The sequence below is a fragment of the Companilactobacillus musae genome (assembly GCF_003967595.1).
In the GTDB taxonomy this organism is placed as follows: Bacteria; Bacillota; Bacilli; order Lactobacillales; family Lactobacillaceae; genus Companilactobacillus; species Companilactobacillus musae.
Genome location: NZ_BIFW01000001.1, coordinates 410,021 through 428,209, shown reverse-complemented (window position 1 = coordinate 428,209; position 18,189 = coordinate 410,021). Strand labels below are relative to the sequence as shown.

Here is an 18,189-nt window from a genome sequence, read left to right as displayed (position 1 = left end):
GATATGTTTTCAATTTGAATTTTAAACATAGAGCTAATAATAGCTAGAATATTGACTTAAAGATTCATATTAGGATTTTTTGATTTGCTACAATGAGTATATAAATATAGGAGAAAAATTATGTATGCCAGGTTAGTAAATGAAAGATATCAGAATTATAAAAGCGTTAAAGTTGGTTTTTCATGGACAGAAATGTTCTTTGGCTTTTGGACTGCTCTTTTTAGAGGTGATTTAAAATGGTGCTTTATTTTAGCTTTGGCTGAAATTATTTTTGGAGCGTTTACTTGGAGCGGAGGAGCTTTCTTAGTAACTTTTATTTTTGCTTTTTTCTATAATCCGGTTTACGTTAAGGATTTGATCTTTAAAGGGTATAAACCTGCGGATCAAACTTCTTATAATATTTTAAGAAGTCATGGATATTTGCCAAATAATTGAGATAAGAGCCGATTGATTTTAAATTCTGGATAATCAAAAGAGCAGCATTGCTGAGAAGTATTCGAGATATAAAATATATCCGAATCTTCTAGTAGGTGCTGCTCTTTTTTAATAATAAAATTTAACAGATTTGATCACCTAAACGTTGCATGGTTTCGAAACGTTCTTTTTCAGTTTCTGGAGCAACATTTCTCCAATCAACAACTGATAAGTTGCTATCAAGAATACCGCTTTTATCTTGCAAAATTAGTTTGGTATTCTTTAAATCAATATTGAGATCTACTCCGAGAAGATACTCTTCAGCAGGTAACATGCGGATATCATAACCGGTGTTATTTTCTAAAATAGTTGAAAATTTGGGATCATCTTGGTTAAGAATTATTAATTGAAACTTATCGGCTAGTTCACAAGTTGCACCAATACTGGAATATTTGTTGGAACCATCATCAGTTGTTAGAATCACATGACCGTTAGTAGGAATTATCTTGGCCAAAAATTCTTGAGCTGCGGGTTTAATAGTTATTTTCATTATAAAGTGCCTCCGTATATTTTACTTGTAAAAAATCAATTTGTGCAAAACTACTATTTAAAGTTAGTTCTTATATGAGTGTGATGCAAATATTCTGTCTGATAGGATATTGTTCTTATTGTCTAGTTAGGATATTAAATTATCTATGAAAGGTCATTGACATTATAATTAAAATTAGATAACGTTAATTTTATTAAAAAAATCTAATTGAATGTGAAGCGAACAATAATGTTGAAGAATTGGTTAGCAACTTTTAAATTGCAATTCAAAATTGCTCTGAAAGAAAAAATAGTTTTTTTCTACACATTGGTTATCCCAATCATCATAGTTTTTTTGAATAATCAATCGGATTTTAAAGATGTCGGTGTACTTTATATTTATTGGTCTTATATCGTAGTTACTTCAATTTTGAATGGCTTTATGTCGAGCATTGTTCAGTTACGCGAAAATGGATCATTGAAGACTTTAACTTATATGGTAGGATCTAAATCTACTATTATTACGGCATCAGTTTTTGTTCAGATGATAATTATTCAGGTGGAAATATTAATTTTTAACTTAGTAGTGAATTTCATGGTTATTCAAATTCCATTGATGACTTATGTGTATGGCATCCTAATGACCTTTATTACAACTATTTTTGCAACAGTGACATTGTCAGTTATGTTTCTTTTTAAGGTAAAACAGGGGACTTTTAATGTTTTGATAAATATCTTTTTACTGTTAGGAATAGGTTTATTAGGTTTTAGGCCTGGAGGTATTTGGAATTACTTATTCACACTTATCAATCCATTTCAATTTGTTCTAGCACTTTACTCAATGCCAAAGAACTCTATATTATTGAATTACTTAGTAATGGGTTTTGCAGTAATTTATTTGGGCATGGGATATTGGAATCTGCATAACATTTCAATCAAAAGTCAATTAAGTCGGGTGTAAGATAATGGAAATCAAAAACTTCAGTTTTAAGTATGATCAAAGGCAATTATTTGAAAAGGTTGATTTTTTATTTATGGAAGGTCGACTTAATTTTATTTTGGGAAAGAATGGAATCGGTAAATCAACTTTGCTTGATTGTATCGCTGATGTTGATGATAACAGGTCGAATGAATTCAAAAACTTTCCTAAAAAATTTCAAATAGCTTATTTGACACAAGGAAATAATATCAATGCGGAATTAACGGTCAAAGATTTGTTAGAATTTTTACAGCAACTAAATAATGTCAGATCAGTTTCAATTCCAGAAGTGATTCAAAAAATCCAAAATATTAAATTTGGTAACTTATCTGGTGGAGAAAGACGTATTGTCTTAGTTTTTTTGAATTATATGCTAGATCGTGAATTGTATATTTTTGATGAACCGGAAAGCGGAGTTGATATCGAAAACTCACAAGAGATTTTCAAGTGGCTCCGTGAACTGGTAACCTTGAAAAAAACAGTTATTGTAACAACGCACAAATTAGATAATATTTTAGCAACCGATATCGTTAATTATATTCAAAATAGTCAAAACGTTATTGTAGACAAGTATTCTAATGTGAAATCTCTTATTGTACCTTGATTAATATTTCGATAGGATACTATATCATAATTGAGGTATTAAGCTTCTAAAGCCCATGGGATAATTGTTCCAAAGGTGGGATTCTTAATGAAGAAGCTTCTAATAGTTATGATGACAATAATTTTAGTTTTGCCATTTTCGGCTTGTGGTAATAGAAAGCAGACTTTAAGTAGTGATAAACAAATGACCCTGCTTCAAAAAAATCAAAAAAGATGGCATAAACAAATTGCTGATTTACCAGTGGAACATCCAAAGGGATTAGAAAATAATTCAAAGTATGTTCCTACTTCGATGAGTGATTTCAAAAAACACAATCAAGTTATTATTCAGGGAACAGTTTATAATTTGCAAAGAATGAAAAGTCCCGATAATAAGGCTGATTTAAAAGTTACGATTCATGTTGATAGAGTGATTAAAGGGAATAAAGCACTAAAGAACACTGATATATATACTTCAGTTAGTGGAGGCATTACAACGACAAATAGCTTTTATCGAAATGGGAATCAAACTCGAGAGGCCAATCATGAGATTCTGGTAGAATACCAAGAGATTCCACTTCCTAAAATCGGTTCAAAAATTATTGCGGGTGTGATACCAGTCGGAACAGTTGATGACTTAGATCCTCAAAATAATAATTCAATTTCTGTGAAGAAGAGTGACAATTTTAAACTTGCTAAAACTTATAATCTAACTAATGTTAAATATGGAATGTGGGTTAAGAATACTAATGATAAAAAATATCACCTTAATAACCCACGAGCATTAACTAAGTTGGATGATAATCCAGTGGCAAAACGGGGACTAGAAAAATTGACGAAAGAGTTGAATAAATAAGAAAAAGTGTGATAACCATAACAAAATGGCTATCACACTTTTTAGTCTAATTCTTTGTCAACAGTTTCTGATGGTAAATCTATATCGACGGTTTTACTTTTATGTCCATGAATTAATAAATACCAGGCTAAACCAACTATTACCATAATACCCATTAACCAAAAGAGTCCACGATATCCTGTGAATGGTTCAACTATTCCTAAAGCATAGGGACCAACTCCTAAACTTAAATCAAAAAGGATAAAGTAAGTTGCTGTTGCCTGAGAAAGTCGTTCAATTGGAACACTTCTAGCGGCAACCGTTTGACAAGTTGATTGAAAGTTTCCAAAGCCTAAACCAATTAAGAAAGCTGAAATTAACATCATCCAACCCGAAGTAGTGACTGCAAGTAAACATAGCCCCAACATATTAATGATAGCAGAAGGAATGATGACAGCATTTTCGCCAAATCGATCGACAATTTTACCGGTGAAAGGACGAGATATCAAAATAGCAAAAGCATAAACTAAAAAGAAAATTGAAGAATAAGTTGCAAGGTTTAATTCAGTAGAATAGAAACTCAAGTATGCTTGAATAGCGGCATAACCTAGTCCGACAATAAAAATTGTACTGGCGATTGGTAAAGCTTTGGGTTCAATAAAATCTCGGACTGAAATTTTGGGATGTTTTTCAGTGAAGTGAAAAGCAATTTTTTGACCATTAACCAATAGGCAAAAGAATAATGCCAAAATTGCTAAGATAGTTTCCATAATAAACATGGTATTGAAACCAAAATTTTGTTCTACTAGAAGTCCAGCAAACGGACCTATGGCAGTTGCCAAAATCGTACTTAAACTAAAATAACCGATACCTTCACCAGTTCTGGCTTTAGGGAATAGTAGAACGACGGCAGTATTAGTTACAGTACTAATAAGACCAATCGCGATTCCTTGAACAAGGCGGACGATAATCAGAGAAACAATGGAACTAGCCAACTGATATAATAAAGTAGCAGGAACAAGTAAAATTGTACCTGCAATCATCAATTGCTTATTACTGAAGATGTGAGTTAGATAACCGCTAGAAAATCGTGATACAAGAATACCGATTACAGTGATACCAACAATTAGTCCGGAAATACTAGTTGGCGCTTGGAACTGTTTCACGGAATATAAACCAATGGTAACCATTAGGCTATAATAGCCGGTCATAACGAAAAAGTTAGTTAGTGCTAGTAGCCAAAAATCACGACTAAAAAGCGAATTATTTGTATTCAATATATTAAATCCTCCATTTTCTGAAAACAACAGATTCTATCTTACATAATGGAGTTGAGTCCATGTCAAATAAAAAATTATATTCAATAGGAGAATTTTCAAAAATTACGGGATTAAGTCCAGATACAATTAGATTTTATGAAAGAAAACAGCTTATTCATCCACATCATGGACCTAGAAGATTACGCTTGTATACACCTAAACAAGTGGATCATGTTGCATTGCTATTAAGATTAAAAGCAGCTGGTTTTACAATAGATGAAATATATACATATACAACTTACCGTGGACAAGGTTCGGAAACTATTCCAACTCGTGTGCGTTTGATGAATGAGAAAATTGCGGTATTACAAGAGAAACAGAGTGATATTACTGCCAGTATTAAGTATTTAAAAGAAAAAATTAAATTTCTAGAAAATCAAAAGTAAGAAAATTTGGCAAAAAACCTTTGCGGGACCATAATTAAAGTAAAGATCAGATTAATAGACGGAGGTCTAAATAATGGCAAAAGTTTTTATTGCTGGAAAAATTCCAGATAAGGCAGCTGCTTTACTAAAGACAACTGATTTGACAATTGATATGTATACGGATGATAAATTGATTGATGCGGCAACGTTAAAAGAACATGTCGCTGACAGTGATTTTTTGATAACGCCACTTTCCACAAAGGTCGATCAAGATATTTTGGACCACGCACCTAAATTGAAGTTAATTGCTAACTTTGGTGCCGGTACTAATAATATTGATACAGACTATGCAAGAAAATTAAAAATACCAGTTACTAATACACCGATAGTTTCAACAGTTTCAACTGCTGAATCAACTACAGGTTTAATTATTGCTTTAATGCACCGTATTGCTGAAGGTGACCATTTAATGCGGACAACAGGATTTAATGGTTGGGCACCATTATTTTTCTTGGGTCATGAATTGCAGGGTAAAACTTTAGGAATTATTGGTTTAGGACAAATTGGACAAGCAGTTGCTAAAAGAATGCACGCGTTTGATATGCCTATTCTTTATACGCAACATCATCGTTTACCAGTCAGCCGAGAAGTTGAGTTAGGAGCTAAATTTGTTTATCAAACTGAATTGCTAGAGAAATCTGACATTGTTACATTGCATTTGCCATTGAATAACCATACGCAACATTTATTGGGTGCAAAAGAATTTGCTCAAATGAAGTCAACAGCAGTTTTGATCAATGCTGCCAGAGGTCCAATTATTGACGAAGATGCCTTGACAACTGCTTTACAGCAACATGTAATTGCCGGTGCTGCTTTGGATGTCTATGAACATGAACCAGAAGTTTCCGATGAATTAAAACAAATGAAAAATGTTATATTAACTCCGCATTTAGGTAATGCGACAGTTGAAGCCCGTGAAGCAATGGCTACGATCGTAGCTGAGAATACAATTGCAGCTTTGAAAGGTGAGCCGGTTAAATATATTGTTAATGGATTATAAGGGTAATGTATTTTAATTTACGTTTAGGATTAAAAAAGTCTTGCTTCAGGATATTTTGTGAAAACTTAAGTTTAGTTATGATATATTTACAACATGGGGAGTTGAGATAAATGGAAGATGAAATTTCTAAAAGAGTTTTTGAAATAGTTGATGAACTGTATCATATTTTCAAATCAGAAAATAATAATCCAGAAGTAATAGAAGTATTATTAAAAGCTGGTAAGGCTCTGAATAATGGTATGCCAGCTCAAATCGTCGCTATTAAGACGGTTAACGGAATCTCAATAACAGTTCTTACTAATAGTTATCATGTGAGTGAAAAAAACGGTAAGAGAGTTGGCGAGTTGATCAGTCAATTGAAAGATATTTCTCGTTTAAAGGGATATAAGTGGACGGCAACTGGTCTAGGCGATTTAAGAATTCAATTTGAATAAGTAATATCCGTGTAGTAACCAATTATATTGGTCGTTATACGGATATTTTTTTATAGAAAAAATTATATTTTGTTTTACGGTTACAATTCCAAGCCAGAGGGATTTAGCTTTAATATTTATTATCGTTATTATTTTTGATATAAAATAATTATATTTACAAGTCTAAACGAATGATTTATGATAAAACCATCACAATATAGATGGGATATTTTTTTACAATTATATGTGAAAAAATTAACATACAGGAGAACTCTAATGGATCAAAAACAAATAAGTAAAGAAATCCTTTTAAGAATGGTGAAGTCATTTACTACTAATGAAGTAGCTCCATTTGATATGGAGATTGATCATACTCGTTCTTACGTTAATGATTTGTTCAATAAAATTAAAAAATATGATTTTTTGAGTACCATGTTGCCAAAAGAGTACGGTGGAGCAGGTTTTGACGGTGAAACGACTGCTGCGATGATTAATGAGATTGCTCGTGGCAATGCCAGCTTAGCAGTTACTTTGGAAGGACATTTCAAGTCGATCGACCAAATTGTTAAATATGGTAATCAAGCATTAAAAGATGAATATTTACCACAATCTAAGTCAAGAATCATTGCCTTTTCGATGACTGAACCTAGTGGAGGATCTAATCCTTTAGGAATTGCTTCACATGCTGAGAAAAAAGGTGACAAGTGGATTATTAATGGTGACAAAATTATGATTACCAATGGTGGTTTAGCTGAAATTTATTGTGTTTTAGTTAAAACAGCTCCTAAGGAATTATCATTTTTCGTTGTTGATAAAGATATGCCTGGTTTTGAGTATGGTAAGCAGGAGAATTTTCTTGGATTAACTGGTGTACCAGTTGGGGAAATTGTCATGAATAATATTGAAGTTGATGAAAACCACTTATTAGGCAAAATTGGTATGGGTAAAGAGATTGGTGATAGTGCTCATAATGATGCTCGTGTTTTAATGGGAGCTGTTTTGACCGGAATTATGGAACATGAATTGAATATCGTGACTGATTACGCTACACATCGAAAGGCTATTGATACACCAATTATTCAAATGCAAGGTATTCAAAGAAAGATTGCTGATATAGCAGTGGCTAAGGAAACTACTAAATTACTTTATCAAAAGGCAGCTTGGCTAAAAGATCATCGTCAAGATTATGAACAAGAGGCAGCTATGGCTAAAGCCTATGGTAGTCGTAGTGCTGTTAAATCTGGTGATAATGCTTTACAAATATTGGGTGGTTACGGATATAGCTTGGACTATCCAGTAGAACATTTGATCAGGGATGCTCGAGCAATGGAAATTGCCGAAGGTACAGTTGAAAAGATGAGAACTGAAATTGCTTTGATTGAAGCAAAGAATCGCGCCTAGGAGGAAATTATGAAAATAGTTGTTTGTATAAAACAAGTGCCAGAAACTACCAATGTAAAGATTGATGAAAAAACTAAAAATATTGATCGTCGTGGCCTAGGTGGCGTGATCAACTCTTATGATTTACATGCTTTAAAAGCAGCCTTAGATATTAAAAATCAAGTTGGCGGTGAAGTGATTACCTTGACTATGGGACCAGATGATTTTGCTGTTTCTTTGCAAGAAACTTTAGCTTTAGGAGCCGATAAGTCGGTTCTTTTATCAGATCGTGCTTTTGCTGGAGCAGATACTTTGGCGACGGGATATGTTTTAGGTAAAGCAATCGAAAAAATTGGCAATGTTGATCTTGTATTGTTAGGACAACAGTCAGTTGATGCTGATACTGGTCAAGTTGGTCCAATTATTGCAGAGTTGTTGCAAGTATCTCAAGTAACTTACGCTGATAAAATGATTGCTAAAAATGAGAATTTATTGATTAAGCGGAATTTAGGTACTGTTGAGCAAGAAATAACGGCCAAATTACCACTTTTAGCAACTATAACAGAAACAATTAATGAACCTGAATATACTAATGTTGTTGAAATTGCTAAGAGCTTTGATAAAACAATTACAACTTGGCATGCAAAAGATTTGGATTTGGAAGATTCACGGGTTGGACAGGCTGGCTCACCAACAATCGTTTGTTCAATTTCATCGCCTGAAAAAGTTGTTAAACAAGGTCATAAATTGGCTGATGATCCAGTTGCTGCGGCTAAGGAATTGGTTGCAGCTTTAAAGAAACAAAATGTTTTGGCGGAGGATGAATAGATGACAGTGATTAAAGAGAATTGGATCTTTGCGGAAACTGAGTTACAAAAGATCAATCCGGTAACATATCAATTGATTACTAAGATGAATCAAATCAGTCATGATCCTGTGGTAGTAGTTTTGATTGAAGGGCAAGCTGATAAGTTAGAAAACCAACTGTCAGAATATGGTCCTGATAAAATTATGACCATTAAAGACGATGCTTTGGTTAACGGTGATGATTTGGAAATCACTAATGCCCTGAATAATCTAATTAAGCTCAAAGGAACTCCAAATACTTTTATTTTTCCAGCTACAGTAGTTGGTCGTTCAATTGCGCCAAGACTTCAGGCTCGTTTGAGAGCGGGATTAACAGCTGATTGTTTGGACTTGAAGTTTGAAGATGATTTGTTAATTCAAACTAAGCCTTCTTATGGTGATAATATCATGTGTGAAATAATCATTCCCGATCATCGCCCTCAAATGGCAACAGCTCGTCCTAATGTTTTTAGTGCTGAAAAATACGACAATCCGGAATTGACTATTGAAGATATTACCAATTTAGATTGGCAAAAAGATTCCAACCTAGAAATCAAAACTCAAGTTTTACCACCTAAGACTAGTGACGATATAGCAACTGCTAAGAGAATCGTAGCTTTAGGTAGAGGAGATAAAACTGATCCTGGTATTAAGACAGCACAGCAATTGGCTCAAAAGCTTCACGCTAATGTAGGGGTAACCCGTCCGTTAACAGATTTAGATAACTTTACGATCGATGATCAGATTGGACAAAGTGGTCAGACGGTGGCACCTGAATTATTATTAAATCTTGGTATTTCTGGTGCCGTTCAATATACAGCAGGAATTGCTAATGCCAAAGTAGTTGTTTCGGCTAATACTGATAGTAAGGCTCAAATCTTTAAGTACTCTGACTATTATTTTGTTGGTAATGCTCAAGAGTTTGCTAAAGCCTTGGAAGCAAACCTGTAAAGAGAATTCCATAAAAAATTCATTGGGAATAGCATTTTAATTTTATTTTTAATAAAAGATTGTGCTATGATAAAATGATGAATTTTTAAGGAGGCAGAGCCATGAATATTAAATTAGTCGCCTTTGATATGGATGGGACTTTTCTTAATGACAAAAATACTTATAATCATCAACGTTTTGGTGAAATTTTAGAAAAACTACGTTCACAAGGTATTCGTGTAGTCGCTGCTAGTGGATCACAGTATCAACGTCTGCAAGATCAATTTGATGAGTTTAAGTCTGAAATGGATTTCGTATCTCAAAATGGTGCTGTCGTATATAGTGATAATCAGCCATTATTGATTAAAGCAATTCCTGAAAAAGCAGTTACTGCTACTTTGGATGCTATTAATCATCAATTTGAACCAACCGATATTGCAGAGCACTTGGTTGTGGGAGTTAAGTCGGCTTATGTCGATCAGACTATTTCACAAGCGGCTTATGATTTAACATATCATTACTATAATCATTTGCAGCGTGTGAATAATTTGGGAACTGTGACACCAACTCGCTTGCAGGACCAAATTACTAGTATCGGAATAACTTTTGGCCCTCATGTTGATATAAAGACTATGGTTAATAACTTACGTGGATCTTTACCAGCTGGTTTATCAAGTCAAACTTCGGGTTACAATACTGAGTTAATCAGTGATAACTCTGTTAATAAAGCCATGGGACTACATGAATTACAGAAAAAATTCAATATTGCTGACGACGAAATTATGACTTTCGGTGATAATGAGAATGATTTGGCAATGTTGAAGTTGACGCCTTACGGTTATGTGGTCGATAATGCCGAAGATAAAATCAAACAACAAGTTGAATATTTTACAGAATCGAATAATGACGAAGGTGTTTTAAACGTTTTGAGTCGGTTGATATAGATGATTATAATAAAAAAGAACAGTGTTTATTAAGATTGGAAGGTATGCTTATATGCCTGAATATTTCTTAACAGACGCCGTTCTTTTTTGATTATTAAGATGATTTTTTCTTTTGCAATTCATGTTATGCTTAATGTACTTAATAATACGGAGGTTAATTTAATGAAAAGATTGGTAATCGCAGTGGTGTTAGGTTTTTCATTGTTTTCAGTAACTACGACTAACCTAGCTCAAGCCGATGTACAAAATGATTCCAATAAAATTGAGACAATTGTTGTTTCAATTGGTGATGATGATAGTAATAATGATGCAAGAGTTTATCAATATGTTAATGGCACGATGAGAGTTACGAACAGGACCATGAAGATCACTACTAAAACGAGAATCACTCATTGGTATGCTCAAAAAGTAAAACTTGATGGCAAGACTTGGTGGAAAGTTGGGGAAAACCAATACTTCAAACCTGATCGTGTTAGTGTCGTAGATACTGCTCAGATGGAACAACACGGATTAACGGTAGAAAACTATCTTAACTACAATACTAAAAACGGTGTTTCAATGATAAATGAGAATTAGAATAGTTAACTTATAAAGTAATAAAAGCGGTTGCAATTGATGATTGGTTTCGATATGGTGGAATAGTTAACTTTTAAATTGTGAGGTTTTTCTATGTATAAAATGATTGTGTGCGATCTTGATGAAACATTGATGAATGATGATGGTAGTTTGTCAGACGCAAATGCCAAGGCCATTCGAGCTGCTACTAAAAAGGGCGTCCGTTTTGTTGTTAATTCAGGTCGAGGTTATGCTTCATTTCAAAATGATTTGGAAAAAATGAATTTATATAACCAACCAAATGAGTATTCAATTTCCTATAACGGTGGTTTGGTTATTGAAAATAAAAATAATCGACCCGTAATAATCAATGCCATGGACTTTGATGTAGCTAAGGCAGTTTTTGAAGTAGGGGCCGCTAATGATAAAGTTGCTACTCATGTATATACTCAAGATGAAATGTATATCTACAATCCTCAAGCAGATGATTCAGCTTACTTGAAGAATCGTGGCGTTAGTTTTGAAGAGTTGAAAACTGCTGATTTCGAACAATTTAGAGATCAAAACATCATGAAAGTTATCATGGCTTTACCAACGATTGAAGAACGTAAACAAATGCGTGATGATGTTGAAAAAGTAGTTGATCCTAGTAAATTAGCCGTGACATTTTCTTCGGGACGTTATGTTGAATTTAATCCAGCTGGGACTGACAAAGGTAGTGCAACGATTCAACTAGGTGAATTATTGGGAATTAAGCCGTCAGAAATTATCGCTGCTGGTGATAATAGTAATGATTTGCCAATGTTGAAGGTTGTGGGTCTACCAGTTAGTGTATCTAACGGTATCGATTTAGCAAAAGATGTTGCTAAATATGTGACCCAGGCTGATAATAATCATGATGCTTTGGCTGAAGTGATCAATAAGTTTGTTTTCTAATTTGTTAGAACTAGAAATTTTTAGGATTTCTAGTTCTTTTTTTATGACTATATAACGGCGTTATAACAAATGCTTTCAATGTCAAAGAAGTTTGATAGTTTCTTTTAGATTAGCAGTTTATCCTAAAGTTGAGGAGATGAGAATAATGAAAGTATATCAACAGATTAAAAAATATCGAAAGCTATGTAATTTTTCTCAAGAGGAACTGGCTGAAAAAATATATGTTTCAAGACAAACAATATCCAACTGGGAGAATGGTAAAAGCTATCCTGATATAGATAATTTACTACGCTTAAGTTCATTATTTGAAATCTCCTTAGATACTTTAATTAAGGGAGATGTTGATCTGATGAAAAAGAAATTAAGTAGTCATGATATGGATATTTGGACCGGTGTAATGATTATTTTTTGGTTATTGGCAATTTTTGTGGGTATTCCGATGACTTATTTTTTAGGTTGGATTGGAATTGGAGTTATAGCTACCTTGTTTGTAATCTACTTTGCAGCAGCGGTTAGGGTAGATTTGATTAAAAAGAAGAATGATTTGAAAACATATAAAGAGATAGTAGCTTTTACTAATAATCAGGAATTGAGCTTGGAAGAAAAAGTCAAAGATCGTCAGGGATACTGGAAGAGAGAATTGTTACTGATTTTGGTCAGTGGATTAATTACAGCTTTTTTATCGTTTATCGTAATTATAATTGTTAAAATGATTTTGTATTAGTGTGTTAAATGGAGGTACCTCAAATGTCTGAAAGACCATTATTTAATGACCATATGAGTGAAGAGGATTTTCAAAAATTCTATTGGTATAAAAGAGAATTAGAAATTATTTGTAGAAGATATGGATTACCAAGTTTTGGGACTAAAGCTGAACTGTCAGAGTATATAAGAGAATTTCTAAGAGGAATTCCAGTGAAGAATATTAAACAGATTAGAGTAAATCGTAGGTCTACCTCTAAAAAGCTATTGGCAGAAGAGATTCGCTTAGATACCAAATTATTAAATTCGGGATTTTCACTTAATAATGAGGCTAGAAAATTTTTTGCTGATTATTTTGGAGTTAAAAAATTTACATTTCGTAAGTCAATGGGAATAAAAATGCGTGAAATTGAGAAGAATCAAGATAATGGTGCTACCGTTGCAGATTTAATAAAATTGCTTTCAAGTGATAATAAGATTACGGATGAAAATAGTGAAGAAAAAACATATCAATGGAATAATTTTGTTAAAGATTTCTATAAGGATAAGTCCTCAGCCAACTATCAGTATCCGATAAAGGTTGCGGCAATTTTATGGAAAATTGTTAGAGATTCTAAGGGTGATAAGACATATAGTCATAAATTGGTAACAGATAATGCTCAGGTGTTAAAAAAATATAACAAGGTTAATTATAATTTAAATACGTTAATTTAATTAAATAAAAACTAATCAAATGCTATAATTAAGCTTATCTTTTTGAAAGAAGTGAAATTATGGATATTTGGGATAAACTATATCAGGCGGCAAGTCCACTGTACAAACCGGCTGAACTTAATAAATTTATTTATGCTAATAATGTTGTTTGTGCCTTAGAAGCTAAATCTGGAAAAATCTATACAGGTTATTGTGTTGAGGGATTATGTGGGACTATTAATCTTTGTGCTGAAAGAGTAGCCTTACTTAATATGTTACAAGGCGGAGAAATGGAAGTTAAACGAATGATTTCTTTCAGAGAAACACCCCCGGAAGGACTTGATGGATTACCTTGTGGTTGTTGTCGAGAAACATTAATGGAGTTTTCCGAAAAGAATAAAGATACTGAAATTATGGTCAATTATAATAAAAGAGAAACTATCACCGTAGGTGAGCTATTACCTAATTGGTGGGGATATATGAAATGAAAAACAGACTAATATTCACGAAAAATCATGAATATTAGTCTGTTTTTATTTGATACAAAAATCATTTAGAATTAAAAATGTTAGAAAAATCTGATGAATATTTCTTAATTGAAAGATCATAGTAATCAATCAGATTACGGTGTTTCAATTCTACTATCATTGAGCTGGTAACTTGTGAGTTCTTCAGATTTATTTTAGGTTTAGTTTTCAAGACCAAAGCATATTGAGCCCTCTTTTTGGTTTTGTAAACATCGAGTGAGACAACTCGGTAGTTATTCCATTTGAAAGGACCGTCTTCTTTATCAATGGTACTTTTTGCTATTTTAGTGAATTGACGTTTCTGATATTTATTTAATTTGTGAGTGTTGGTCTTTTTATTTTCAATAATGATCATTTGACCAGAGGCATTGTAATAGGGAGCTGAATGATAATTTTGATAGATCTTTGGTATTCCGAAGATTCCAAGAATTATTAAACCGCAGATTATCCAGATGATTTTAGTAATTAAATTTTTTGATTTTTCATCAGTCATGTTGTTTTCCTTGTACTTAATAAAAACGTATCATAGTCAACTTAGACCACGATACGTTTTTGCAATATTATGAGTTGAATTTATTGAGCAATATTTGTGGCAAAAGATGGTTCGCTAGTTGCCATGCTTGGAACTGAATCGGAATCGCCATAATTCATACTCATAGTATTAGCATCAATTAGGAGCCATTCATTATTAGAAACTTTACCCCAGAATTGATTTTGGTTATTACGGACTACTTGAGAAATTTTCCAGGATGAGCCTGAAGGTAGAGTTCTAGTCATTGAGTTAGATGAAGTGTCATAAACCTTTTGATCCTTGATCAAGTTAGCCGTTATGGTTTTGTCTTGATCGTAGTTTACGGCAAATTCAGCATCATAATTTGCAGCGTAGACGATATCGGCAAAAGTAACGGAGCCATCAGCCAAATTAGTTCCATTTAAAGGTAACCATTCGTCAGTAGAAACTTTGACAAAGATTTGATCATTTTTATTTTTGACAGCACTAAAAGTTCTCCAAGCCGAACCAGCTGGAAGAGTACGAGTATAAGTATTGCTTGATGAGTTATAAAGTTGAGTGTTTTTAGATAAAGTCAAAGTAACTGGACCATTATCAAAAACATTTGAAGTTGAACTTCCGCCAAGCGTTACCCATTCGTTAGTAGCAATACGATAATATCTAGAGTTATTCATAGATTTTGAAAAATCAGAGTGCCAGAAGCTACCTTTTGGTAAGTATTTGCCAGTGGCATTTCCGTTGTCGTCGAAAATCTGTGTGTCAGTAGGTAAAGCAATGTCAGTATTTTCTGGGGTTGCAACGACTGGTGATCCTGCTGAATTATTGGTATTTACAGTGGATTCTGCAATGTATTCATTAGTAGCTACTTGATAATAATTGGAACCGTTGATACTGTAAAGATTTCCTAATTTCCAAGAAGAACCAGCAGGCAAAACAATGCCGTTAGCATTCCCGGACATATCAATAACTGTGGCTGCTTGATTCAAAGTTCCAATTTGATTGCCAGTTTCTTTTACTAAGGTATTTTCAACTGGAGGAACATTATCAGAAACTACAATGTCTTGTAAACTGACATATTGATTTACGCCTATTCCATAGTAAGTTTGACCATTGATTTGAATTGCTGAACCAAGTTTCCAAGATGATTTTCCAGGAAGAAATAATCCTGTTTTATTACCGTTACTGTCAACGGCATCAATCCCACCGTAATCGACTGTACCAATGGGATTATTGAGTGTATCTCCATTGATAGTAATAGGATCAGCTTGAGCGATTGTTGATTGATCCCCGATATTATTTAAAACTGTTGGAGCAATTAAAACTGCCAATGTTGAAGCTAATAAAATCTTTTTTTTATTCACTTTAGACATCTCCCTGAGCATATATTTTAATTAGTAAATGTTTGATAACTACCAGATTATAAACAATTTGCTTCCATTCACATTTTACAAGATAGAATAATAAAGAGAGAGAAGTGTCATAAAAGATACTTTTTTAGTCATTAACGAGAAGTAGTTGTTTGGAAATGTTTTTTATCGAAAATTGATTTTGATAAAAATAGTACTGATTATGAGAACTAAATCTAAAGAGAATATTTGTTTGATATAATTCAGATGTATTTTTATAGAGGATTTAAGAAGGAATTGAAATAATGGTATCTATTTTAATTTGTCAAAGTATCTGTTTTTTGGTTGATATTCGAGTTATCTTGAATGATTTTAAATATAAGAAAGCCGATTGGTTCATATTATTCGTGCTGTTTCCAGCACTCTTGTTGTTGTACCAATATGCACAATCCTTAGCAATTGTCGGTTATCAAGTTATGTTTTTACTTTATATTCTACTAATAACGAGGGATATTAAAGTATCAATTGTGATTGAAGCGATTTCCTTTACCCTGAATACTATTGCTGATCATTTTGCTGATATTTTGACAAGAAATTTTAATTCAAATACGTTCTATATACTATTTTTTATTCTTATAAATTGTTTATTCGTTTTGGTAATGTATTTTTTATTAAAACGAATGCGCTCAATCGGTCCTTCTAAAAAGTTACTAGTTTCAAACTTGGAAACTATAGTTTCGTTAATTTCTATTACTATTATTACCCTAATGATAATAATGACAGAGATTATAAAAGATAATCCCTTTGATAATGTCGTTTATAACGTGATTATTATGTTTCTAATTGCCATTATGTTATTAGCTGCTAGTTACTACAAAATGATGAGGCTAAAAAGAACCTTTATCATTCGTAGCAAGGATCAACGGATTAAAAACGACAATCGTTATATTTATGAGATGGAAAAACATTACGCTGAATTACGAAAGTTTCGGCATGATTATCAAAATATTCTCTTATCGATGGATGAGTATATTGAAACGGATGATTTTGAAGGCTTGAAAAAATACTATAATACTTCAATCAAACCGATATCATCACAGTTGAATCATCAAAAATATGGTTTAGAAGATTTAAGTCGGGTTGGAAATAAAGAATTGAAAAGTATTCTTTTTAACAAGTTATATTCGGCCCAAATGTCGGGAATCGAAGTTTCATTTGAATGTAAGAAATTAATTACTGATTTCTACGTTGATTCACTTGATCTGGTTATCGCGCTAGGAATTATCCTTGATAATGCTATTGAGGAAACAAAACAGCAGACAGATGGTTTCATTCAAGCAGGTATTTTTAGTGATGATTCAGAAATAACGATTATTGTTCAAAATTCCATCAGAGATAATGAAGTGCCAGTTTGGAAGATGAGAGTAAAGGGATTTTCGACTAAGGGCAATAATCGGGGAGTAGGTCTGAGTAACCTATCAGAAATAATTGATCGAAACCATGCATTAACTTTAGAAACGATGAAAAAGAATCGCATCTTCTTACAGAAGATAACTATTGAAATGGGTGATAGCAGAATTGATTAAAATTTTTGTTTGTGAAGATGATCCGAAACAGTTGGAGCAAATTGTTAGTTATGTGAAAAATTACCTTTTGATTGAAAATTTAGATATGGAACTTGTTTTGGCAACGGAAGATCCGCATGAAGTTTTGAAATACTTAGAAAAGAACAAAGTTGATCGAGCTTTGTATTTGTTGGATATCAATTTGAATGCGGATATAAATGGTATAGAATTGGCCGATAAGTTAAAAGAACGTGATTTTAATGGCAAATTCGTATTTGTTACTAGCCATTCCGAAATGGTATTTTTGACCTTTAAATATAAACTTGAAGCATTGGATTACATTTTGAAGGATGATTCTAAAGGACTTCAAAAACGTGTAATTGAGGTAATCAATGCTTGTAATGATCTGTTTAATAGAAGCGGGGTCGATAATGAGGTTTATTATCAGGTGAAAACTGGAAATCATGTCAGGTCTATCAGAGTAAGGGATATTTTGTTCTTTGAGAGTTCCGTGGTTCCACATAAGGTTATTGTTCATTTACTCGATGGTCAGTTTGAATTTTACAGTACAGTTAAGGAATTAGAATTTGAAAACGATGCCTTTTTTAGATGTCATAAGTCTTATGTAGTAAACGTTAATAATATTAAATCAATCGACCGCCACACTAGAGAAATAACTATGGTCAATGGTGAAAAGATTATAAGTTCAGTTTTAGCATGTCGAAAATTAGTTAAGATGGTTCAAGAATAATGAATTGA

Annotated in this window: 22 protein-coding genes; 18 read left to right on the top strand and 4 right to left on the bottom strand. The window is 32.9% G+C overall.

The genetic code is table 11. The features are described from left to right. The first annotated feature begins 120 nt into the window (after nt 1-120). Nucleotides 121-435: a DUF2628 domain-containing protein gene (locus tag LAB100_RS02115; RefSeq protein ID WP_119326168.1), complete on the top strand. Its 315-nt coding sequence runs from the start codon at nt 121-123 to the stop codon at nt 433-435. Between the two features lie 121 nt (nt 436-556). Here the strand turns inward: LAB100_RS02115 and LAB100_RS02110 are convergent, their stop codons facing one another. Continuing rightward, nucleotides 557-964 (bottom strand): iron-sulfur cluster biosynthesis family protein, encoded by a 408-nt coding sequence (locus LAB100_RS02110; RefSeq protein WP_119326169.1) that lies wholly within the window; start codon nt 962-964, stop codon nt 557-559. 228 nt (nt 965-1,192) lie between these two features. Between LAB100_RS02110 and LAB100_RS02105 the strand changes: the two genes are divergently transcribed. The 3 genes from LAB100_RS02105 (at nt 1,193) to LAB100_RS02095 (ending at nt 3,359) form a co-directional block, all read left to right on the top strand. Beyond that, entirely contained in the window at nt 1,193-1,903 is a 711-nt protein-coding gene (locus LAB100_RS02105) for a hypothetical protein (protein ID WP_119326170.1), read from the top strand. 4 nt (nt 1,904-1,907) lie between these two features. Continuing rightward, nucleotides 1,908-2,525: an ATP-binding cassette domain-containing protein gene (locus LAB100_RS02100; RefSeq protein ID WP_119326171.1), complete on the top strand. Its 618-nt coding sequence runs from the start codon at nt 1,908-1,910 to the stop codon at nt 2,523-2,525. Nucleotides 2,526-2,612: 87 nt separating this feature from the next. Further along, on the top strand, nt 2,613-3,359 hold the full coding sequence (locus LAB100_RS02095) for a hypothetical protein (RefSeq protein WP_119326172.1): 747 nt from the start codon (nt 2,613-2,615) through the stop codon (nt 3,357-3,359). A gap of 41 nt (nt 3,360-3,400) precedes the next feature. On the opposite strand, the gene LAB100_RS02090 is transcribed toward LAB100_RS02095, so the two are convergent. Then, nucleotides 3,401-4,615 carry an MFS transporter gene (locus LAB100_RS02090; protein ID WP_119326173.1) on the bottom strand — a complete coding sequence of 405 codons (1,215 nt, stop codon included), beginning with the start codon at nt 4,613-4,615 and terminating at the stop codon, nt 3,401-3,403. A 62-nt stretch (nt 4,616-4,677) separates the two neighbouring features. On the opposite strand from LAB100_RS02090, the gene LAB100_RS02085 reads away from it, so the two are divergent. From LAB100_RS02085 to LAB100_RS02030, 12 genes are all read left to right on the top strand, one after another. Further along, entirely contained in the window at nt 4,678-5,043 is a 366-nt protein-coding gene (locus tag LAB100_RS02085) for a MerR family transcriptional regulator (RefSeq protein ID WP_119326174.1), read from the top strand. Between the two features lie 73 nt (nt 5,044-5,116). Then, a complete protein-coding gene (locus LAB100_RS02080; protein WP_119326175.1) occupies nt 5,117-6,082 on the top strand; it encodes a 2-hydroxyacid dehydrogenase family protein in 966 nt (321 codons plus the stop codon). A 110-nt stretch (nt 6,083-6,192) separates the two neighbouring features. After that, nucleotides 6,193-6,516: a bacteriocin immunity protein gene (locus LAB100_RS02075; protein ID WP_119326176.1), complete on the top strand. Its 324-nt coding sequence runs from the start codon at nt 6,193-6,195 to the stop codon at nt 6,514-6,516. Between the two features lie 255 nt (nt 6,517-6,771). After that, nucleotides 6,772-7,896: an acyl-CoA dehydrogenase family protein gene (locus LAB100_RS02070; protein WP_119326177.1), complete on the top strand. Its 1,125-nt coding sequence runs from the start codon at nt 6,772-6,774 to the stop codon at nt 7,894-7,896. Between the two features lie 9 nt (nt 7,897-7,905). Then, nucleotides 7,906-8,703, top strand: a complete 798-nt coding sequence (locus LAB100_RS02065) for an electron transfer flavoprotein subunit beta/FixA family protein (RefSeq protein WP_119326178.1) — start codon at nt 7,906-7,908, stop codon at nt 8,701-8,703. Then, nucleotides 8,704-9,672, top strand: coding sequence for an electron transfer flavoprotein subunit alpha/FixB family protein (locus LAB100_RS02060; protein ID WP_119326179.1), 969 nt, complete (start codon nt 8,704-8,706; stop codon nt 9,670-9,672). It begins immediately after the preceding gene. Between the two features lie 101 nt (nt 9,673-9,773). After that, on the top strand, nt 9,774-10,595 hold the full coding sequence (locus LAB100_RS02055) for a Cof-type HAD-IIB family hydrolase (RefSeq protein ID WP_119326180.1): 822 nt from the start codon (nt 9,774-9,776) through the stop codon (nt 10,593-10,595). A gap of 162 nt (nt 10,596-10,757) precedes the next feature. Beyond that, the gene (locus LAB100_RS02050) at nt 10,758-11,171 is read left to right on the top strand and encodes a hypothetical protein (protein WP_119326181.1); all 414 of its coding nucleotides are present in this window, start codon (nt 10,758-10,760) and stop codon (nt 11,169-11,171) included. A gap of 93 nt (nt 11,172-11,264) precedes the next feature. Next, nucleotides 11,265-12,086, top strand: coding sequence for a Cof-type HAD-IIB family hydrolase (locus LAB100_RS02045; RefSeq protein WP_119326182.1), 822 nt, complete (start codon nt 11,265-11,267; stop codon nt 12,084-12,086). Between the two features lie 145 nt (nt 12,087-12,231). Next, nucleotides 12,232-12,810 carry a helix-turn-helix domain-containing protein gene (locus LAB100_RS02040; RefSeq protein WP_162894177.1) on the top strand — a complete coding sequence of 193 codons (579 nt, stop codon included), beginning with the start codon at nt 12,232-12,234 and terminating at the stop codon, nt 12,808-12,810. Between the two features lie 23 nt (nt 12,811-12,833). Beyond that, nucleotides 12,834-13,502 (top strand): SAP domain-containing protein, encoded by a 669-nt coding sequence (locus LAB100_RS02035; protein WP_119326184.1) that lies wholly within the window; start codon nt 12,834-12,836, stop codon nt 13,500-13,502. 59 nt (nt 13,503-13,561) lie between these two features. After that, nucleotides 13,562-13,969 carry a cytidine deaminase family protein gene (locus LAB100_RS02030; RefSeq protein ID WP_119326185.1) on the top strand — a complete coding sequence of 136 codons (408 nt, stop codon included), beginning with the start codon at nt 13,562-13,564 and terminating at the stop codon, nt 13,967-13,969. A 61-nt stretch (nt 13,970-14,030) separates the two neighbouring features. Here LAB100_RS02030 and LAB100_RS02025 read toward each other — a convergent pair whose 3' ends face one another. Continuing rightward, complete coding sequence (locus LAB100_RS02025) at nt 14,031-14,501, bottom strand: hypothetical protein (protein WP_119326186.1); 471 nt, start codon at nt 14,499-14,501, stop codon at nt 14,031-14,033. An 80-nt stretch (nt 14,502-14,581) separates the two neighbouring features. Further along, nucleotides 14,582-15,880, bottom strand: coding sequence for an SLAP domain-containing protein (locus tag LAB100_RS02020; RefSeq protein ID WP_162894178.1), 1,299 nt, complete (start codon nt 15,878-15,880; stop codon nt 14,582-14,584). 290 nt (nt 15,881-16,170) lie between these two features. Here LAB100_RS02020 and LAB100_RS02015 point away from each other — a divergent pair, with 290 nt between their 5' ends. Both LAB100_RS02015 and LAB100_RS02010 read left to right on the top strand, forming a co-directional pair. After that, complete coding sequence (locus LAB100_RS02015; protein WP_119326188.1) at nt 16,171-17,451, top strand: sensor histidine kinase; 1,281 nt, start codon at nt 16,171-16,173, stop codon at nt 17,449-17,451. Beyond that, nucleotides 17,444-18,181 carry a LytR/AlgR family response regulator transcription factor gene (locus LAB100_RS02010; RefSeq protein ID WP_162894179.1) on the top strand — a complete coding sequence of 246 codons (738 nt, stop codon included), beginning with the start codon at nt 17,444-17,446 and terminating at the stop codon, nt 18,179-18,181. The genes LAB100_RS02015 and LAB100_RS02010 overlap by 8 nt, the downstream gene beginning before the upstream one ends. Nucleotides 18,182-18,189: the final 8 nt, after the last annotated feature.

Coding starts and splice junctions, on each gene's coding strand:
- LAB100_RS02115 (WP_119326168.1), top strand. CDS start 121: ATGTATGCCAGGTTAGTAAATGAAAGATATCAGAATTATAAAAGCGTT.
- LAB100_RS02110 (WP_119326169.1), bottom strand. CDS start 964: ATGAAAATAACTATTAAACCCGCAGCTCAAGAATTTTTGGCCAAGATA.
- LAB100_RS02105 (WP_119326170.1), top strand. CDS start 1,193: ATGTTGAAGAATTGGTTAGCAACTTTTAAATTGCAATTCAAAATTGCT.
- LAB100_RS02100 (WP_119326171.1), top strand. CDS start 1,908: ATGGAAATCAAAAACTTCAGTTTTAAGTATGATCAAAGGCAATTATTT.
- LAB100_RS02095 (WP_119326172.1), top strand. CDS start 2,613: ATGAAGAAGCTTCTAATAGTTATGATGACAATAATTTTAGTTTTGCCA.
- LAB100_RS02085 (WP_119326174.1), top strand. CDS start 4,678: ATGTCAAATAAAAAATTATATTCAATAGGAGAATTTTCAAAAATTACG.
- LAB100_RS02080 (WP_119326175.1), top strand. CDS start 5,117: ATGGCAAAAGTTTTTATTGCTGGAAAAATTCCAGATAAGGCAGCTGCT.
- LAB100_RS02075 (WP_119326176.1), top strand. CDS start 6,193: ATGGAAGATGAAATTTCTAAAAGAGTTTTTGAAATAGTTGATGAACTG.
- LAB100_RS02070 (WP_119326177.1), top strand. CDS start 6,772: ATGGATCAAAAACAAATAAGTAAAGAAATCCTTTTAAGAATGGTGAAG.
- LAB100_RS02065 (WP_119326178.1), top strand. CDS start 7,906: ATGAAAATAGTTGTTTGTATAAAACAAGTGCCAGAAACTACCAATGTA.
- LAB100_RS02060 (WP_119326179.1), top strand. CDS start 8,704: ATGACAGTGATTAAAGAGAATTGGATCTTTGCGGAAACTGAGTTACAA.
- LAB100_RS02055 (WP_119326180.1), top strand. CDS start 9,774: ATGAATATTAAATTAGTCGCCTTTGATATGGATGGGACTTTTCTTAAT.
- LAB100_RS02050 (WP_119326181.1), top strand. CDS start 10,758: ATGAAAAGATTGGTAATCGCAGTGGTGTTAGGTTTTTCATTGTTTTCA.
- LAB100_RS02045 (WP_119326182.1), top strand. CDS start 11,265: ATGTATAAAATGATTGTGTGCGATCTTGATGAAACATTGATGAATGAT.
- LAB100_RS02040 (WP_162894177.1), top strand. CDS start 12,232: ATGAAAGTATATCAACAGATTAAAAAATATCGAAAGCTATGTAATTTT.
- LAB100_RS02035 (WP_119326184.1), top strand. CDS start 12,834: ATGTCTGAAAGACCATTATTTAATGACCATATGAGTGAAGAGGATTTT.
- LAB100_RS02030 (WP_119326185.1), top strand. CDS start 13,562: ATGGATATTTGGGATAAACTATATCAGGCGGCAAGTCCACTGTACAAA.
- LAB100_RS02025 (WP_119326186.1), bottom strand. CDS start 14,501: ATGACTGATGAAAAATCAAAAAATTTAATTACTAAAATCATCTGGATA.
- LAB100_RS02015 (WP_119326188.1), top strand. CDS start 16,171: ATGGTATCTATTTTAATTTGTCAAAGTATCTGTTTTTTGGTTGATATT.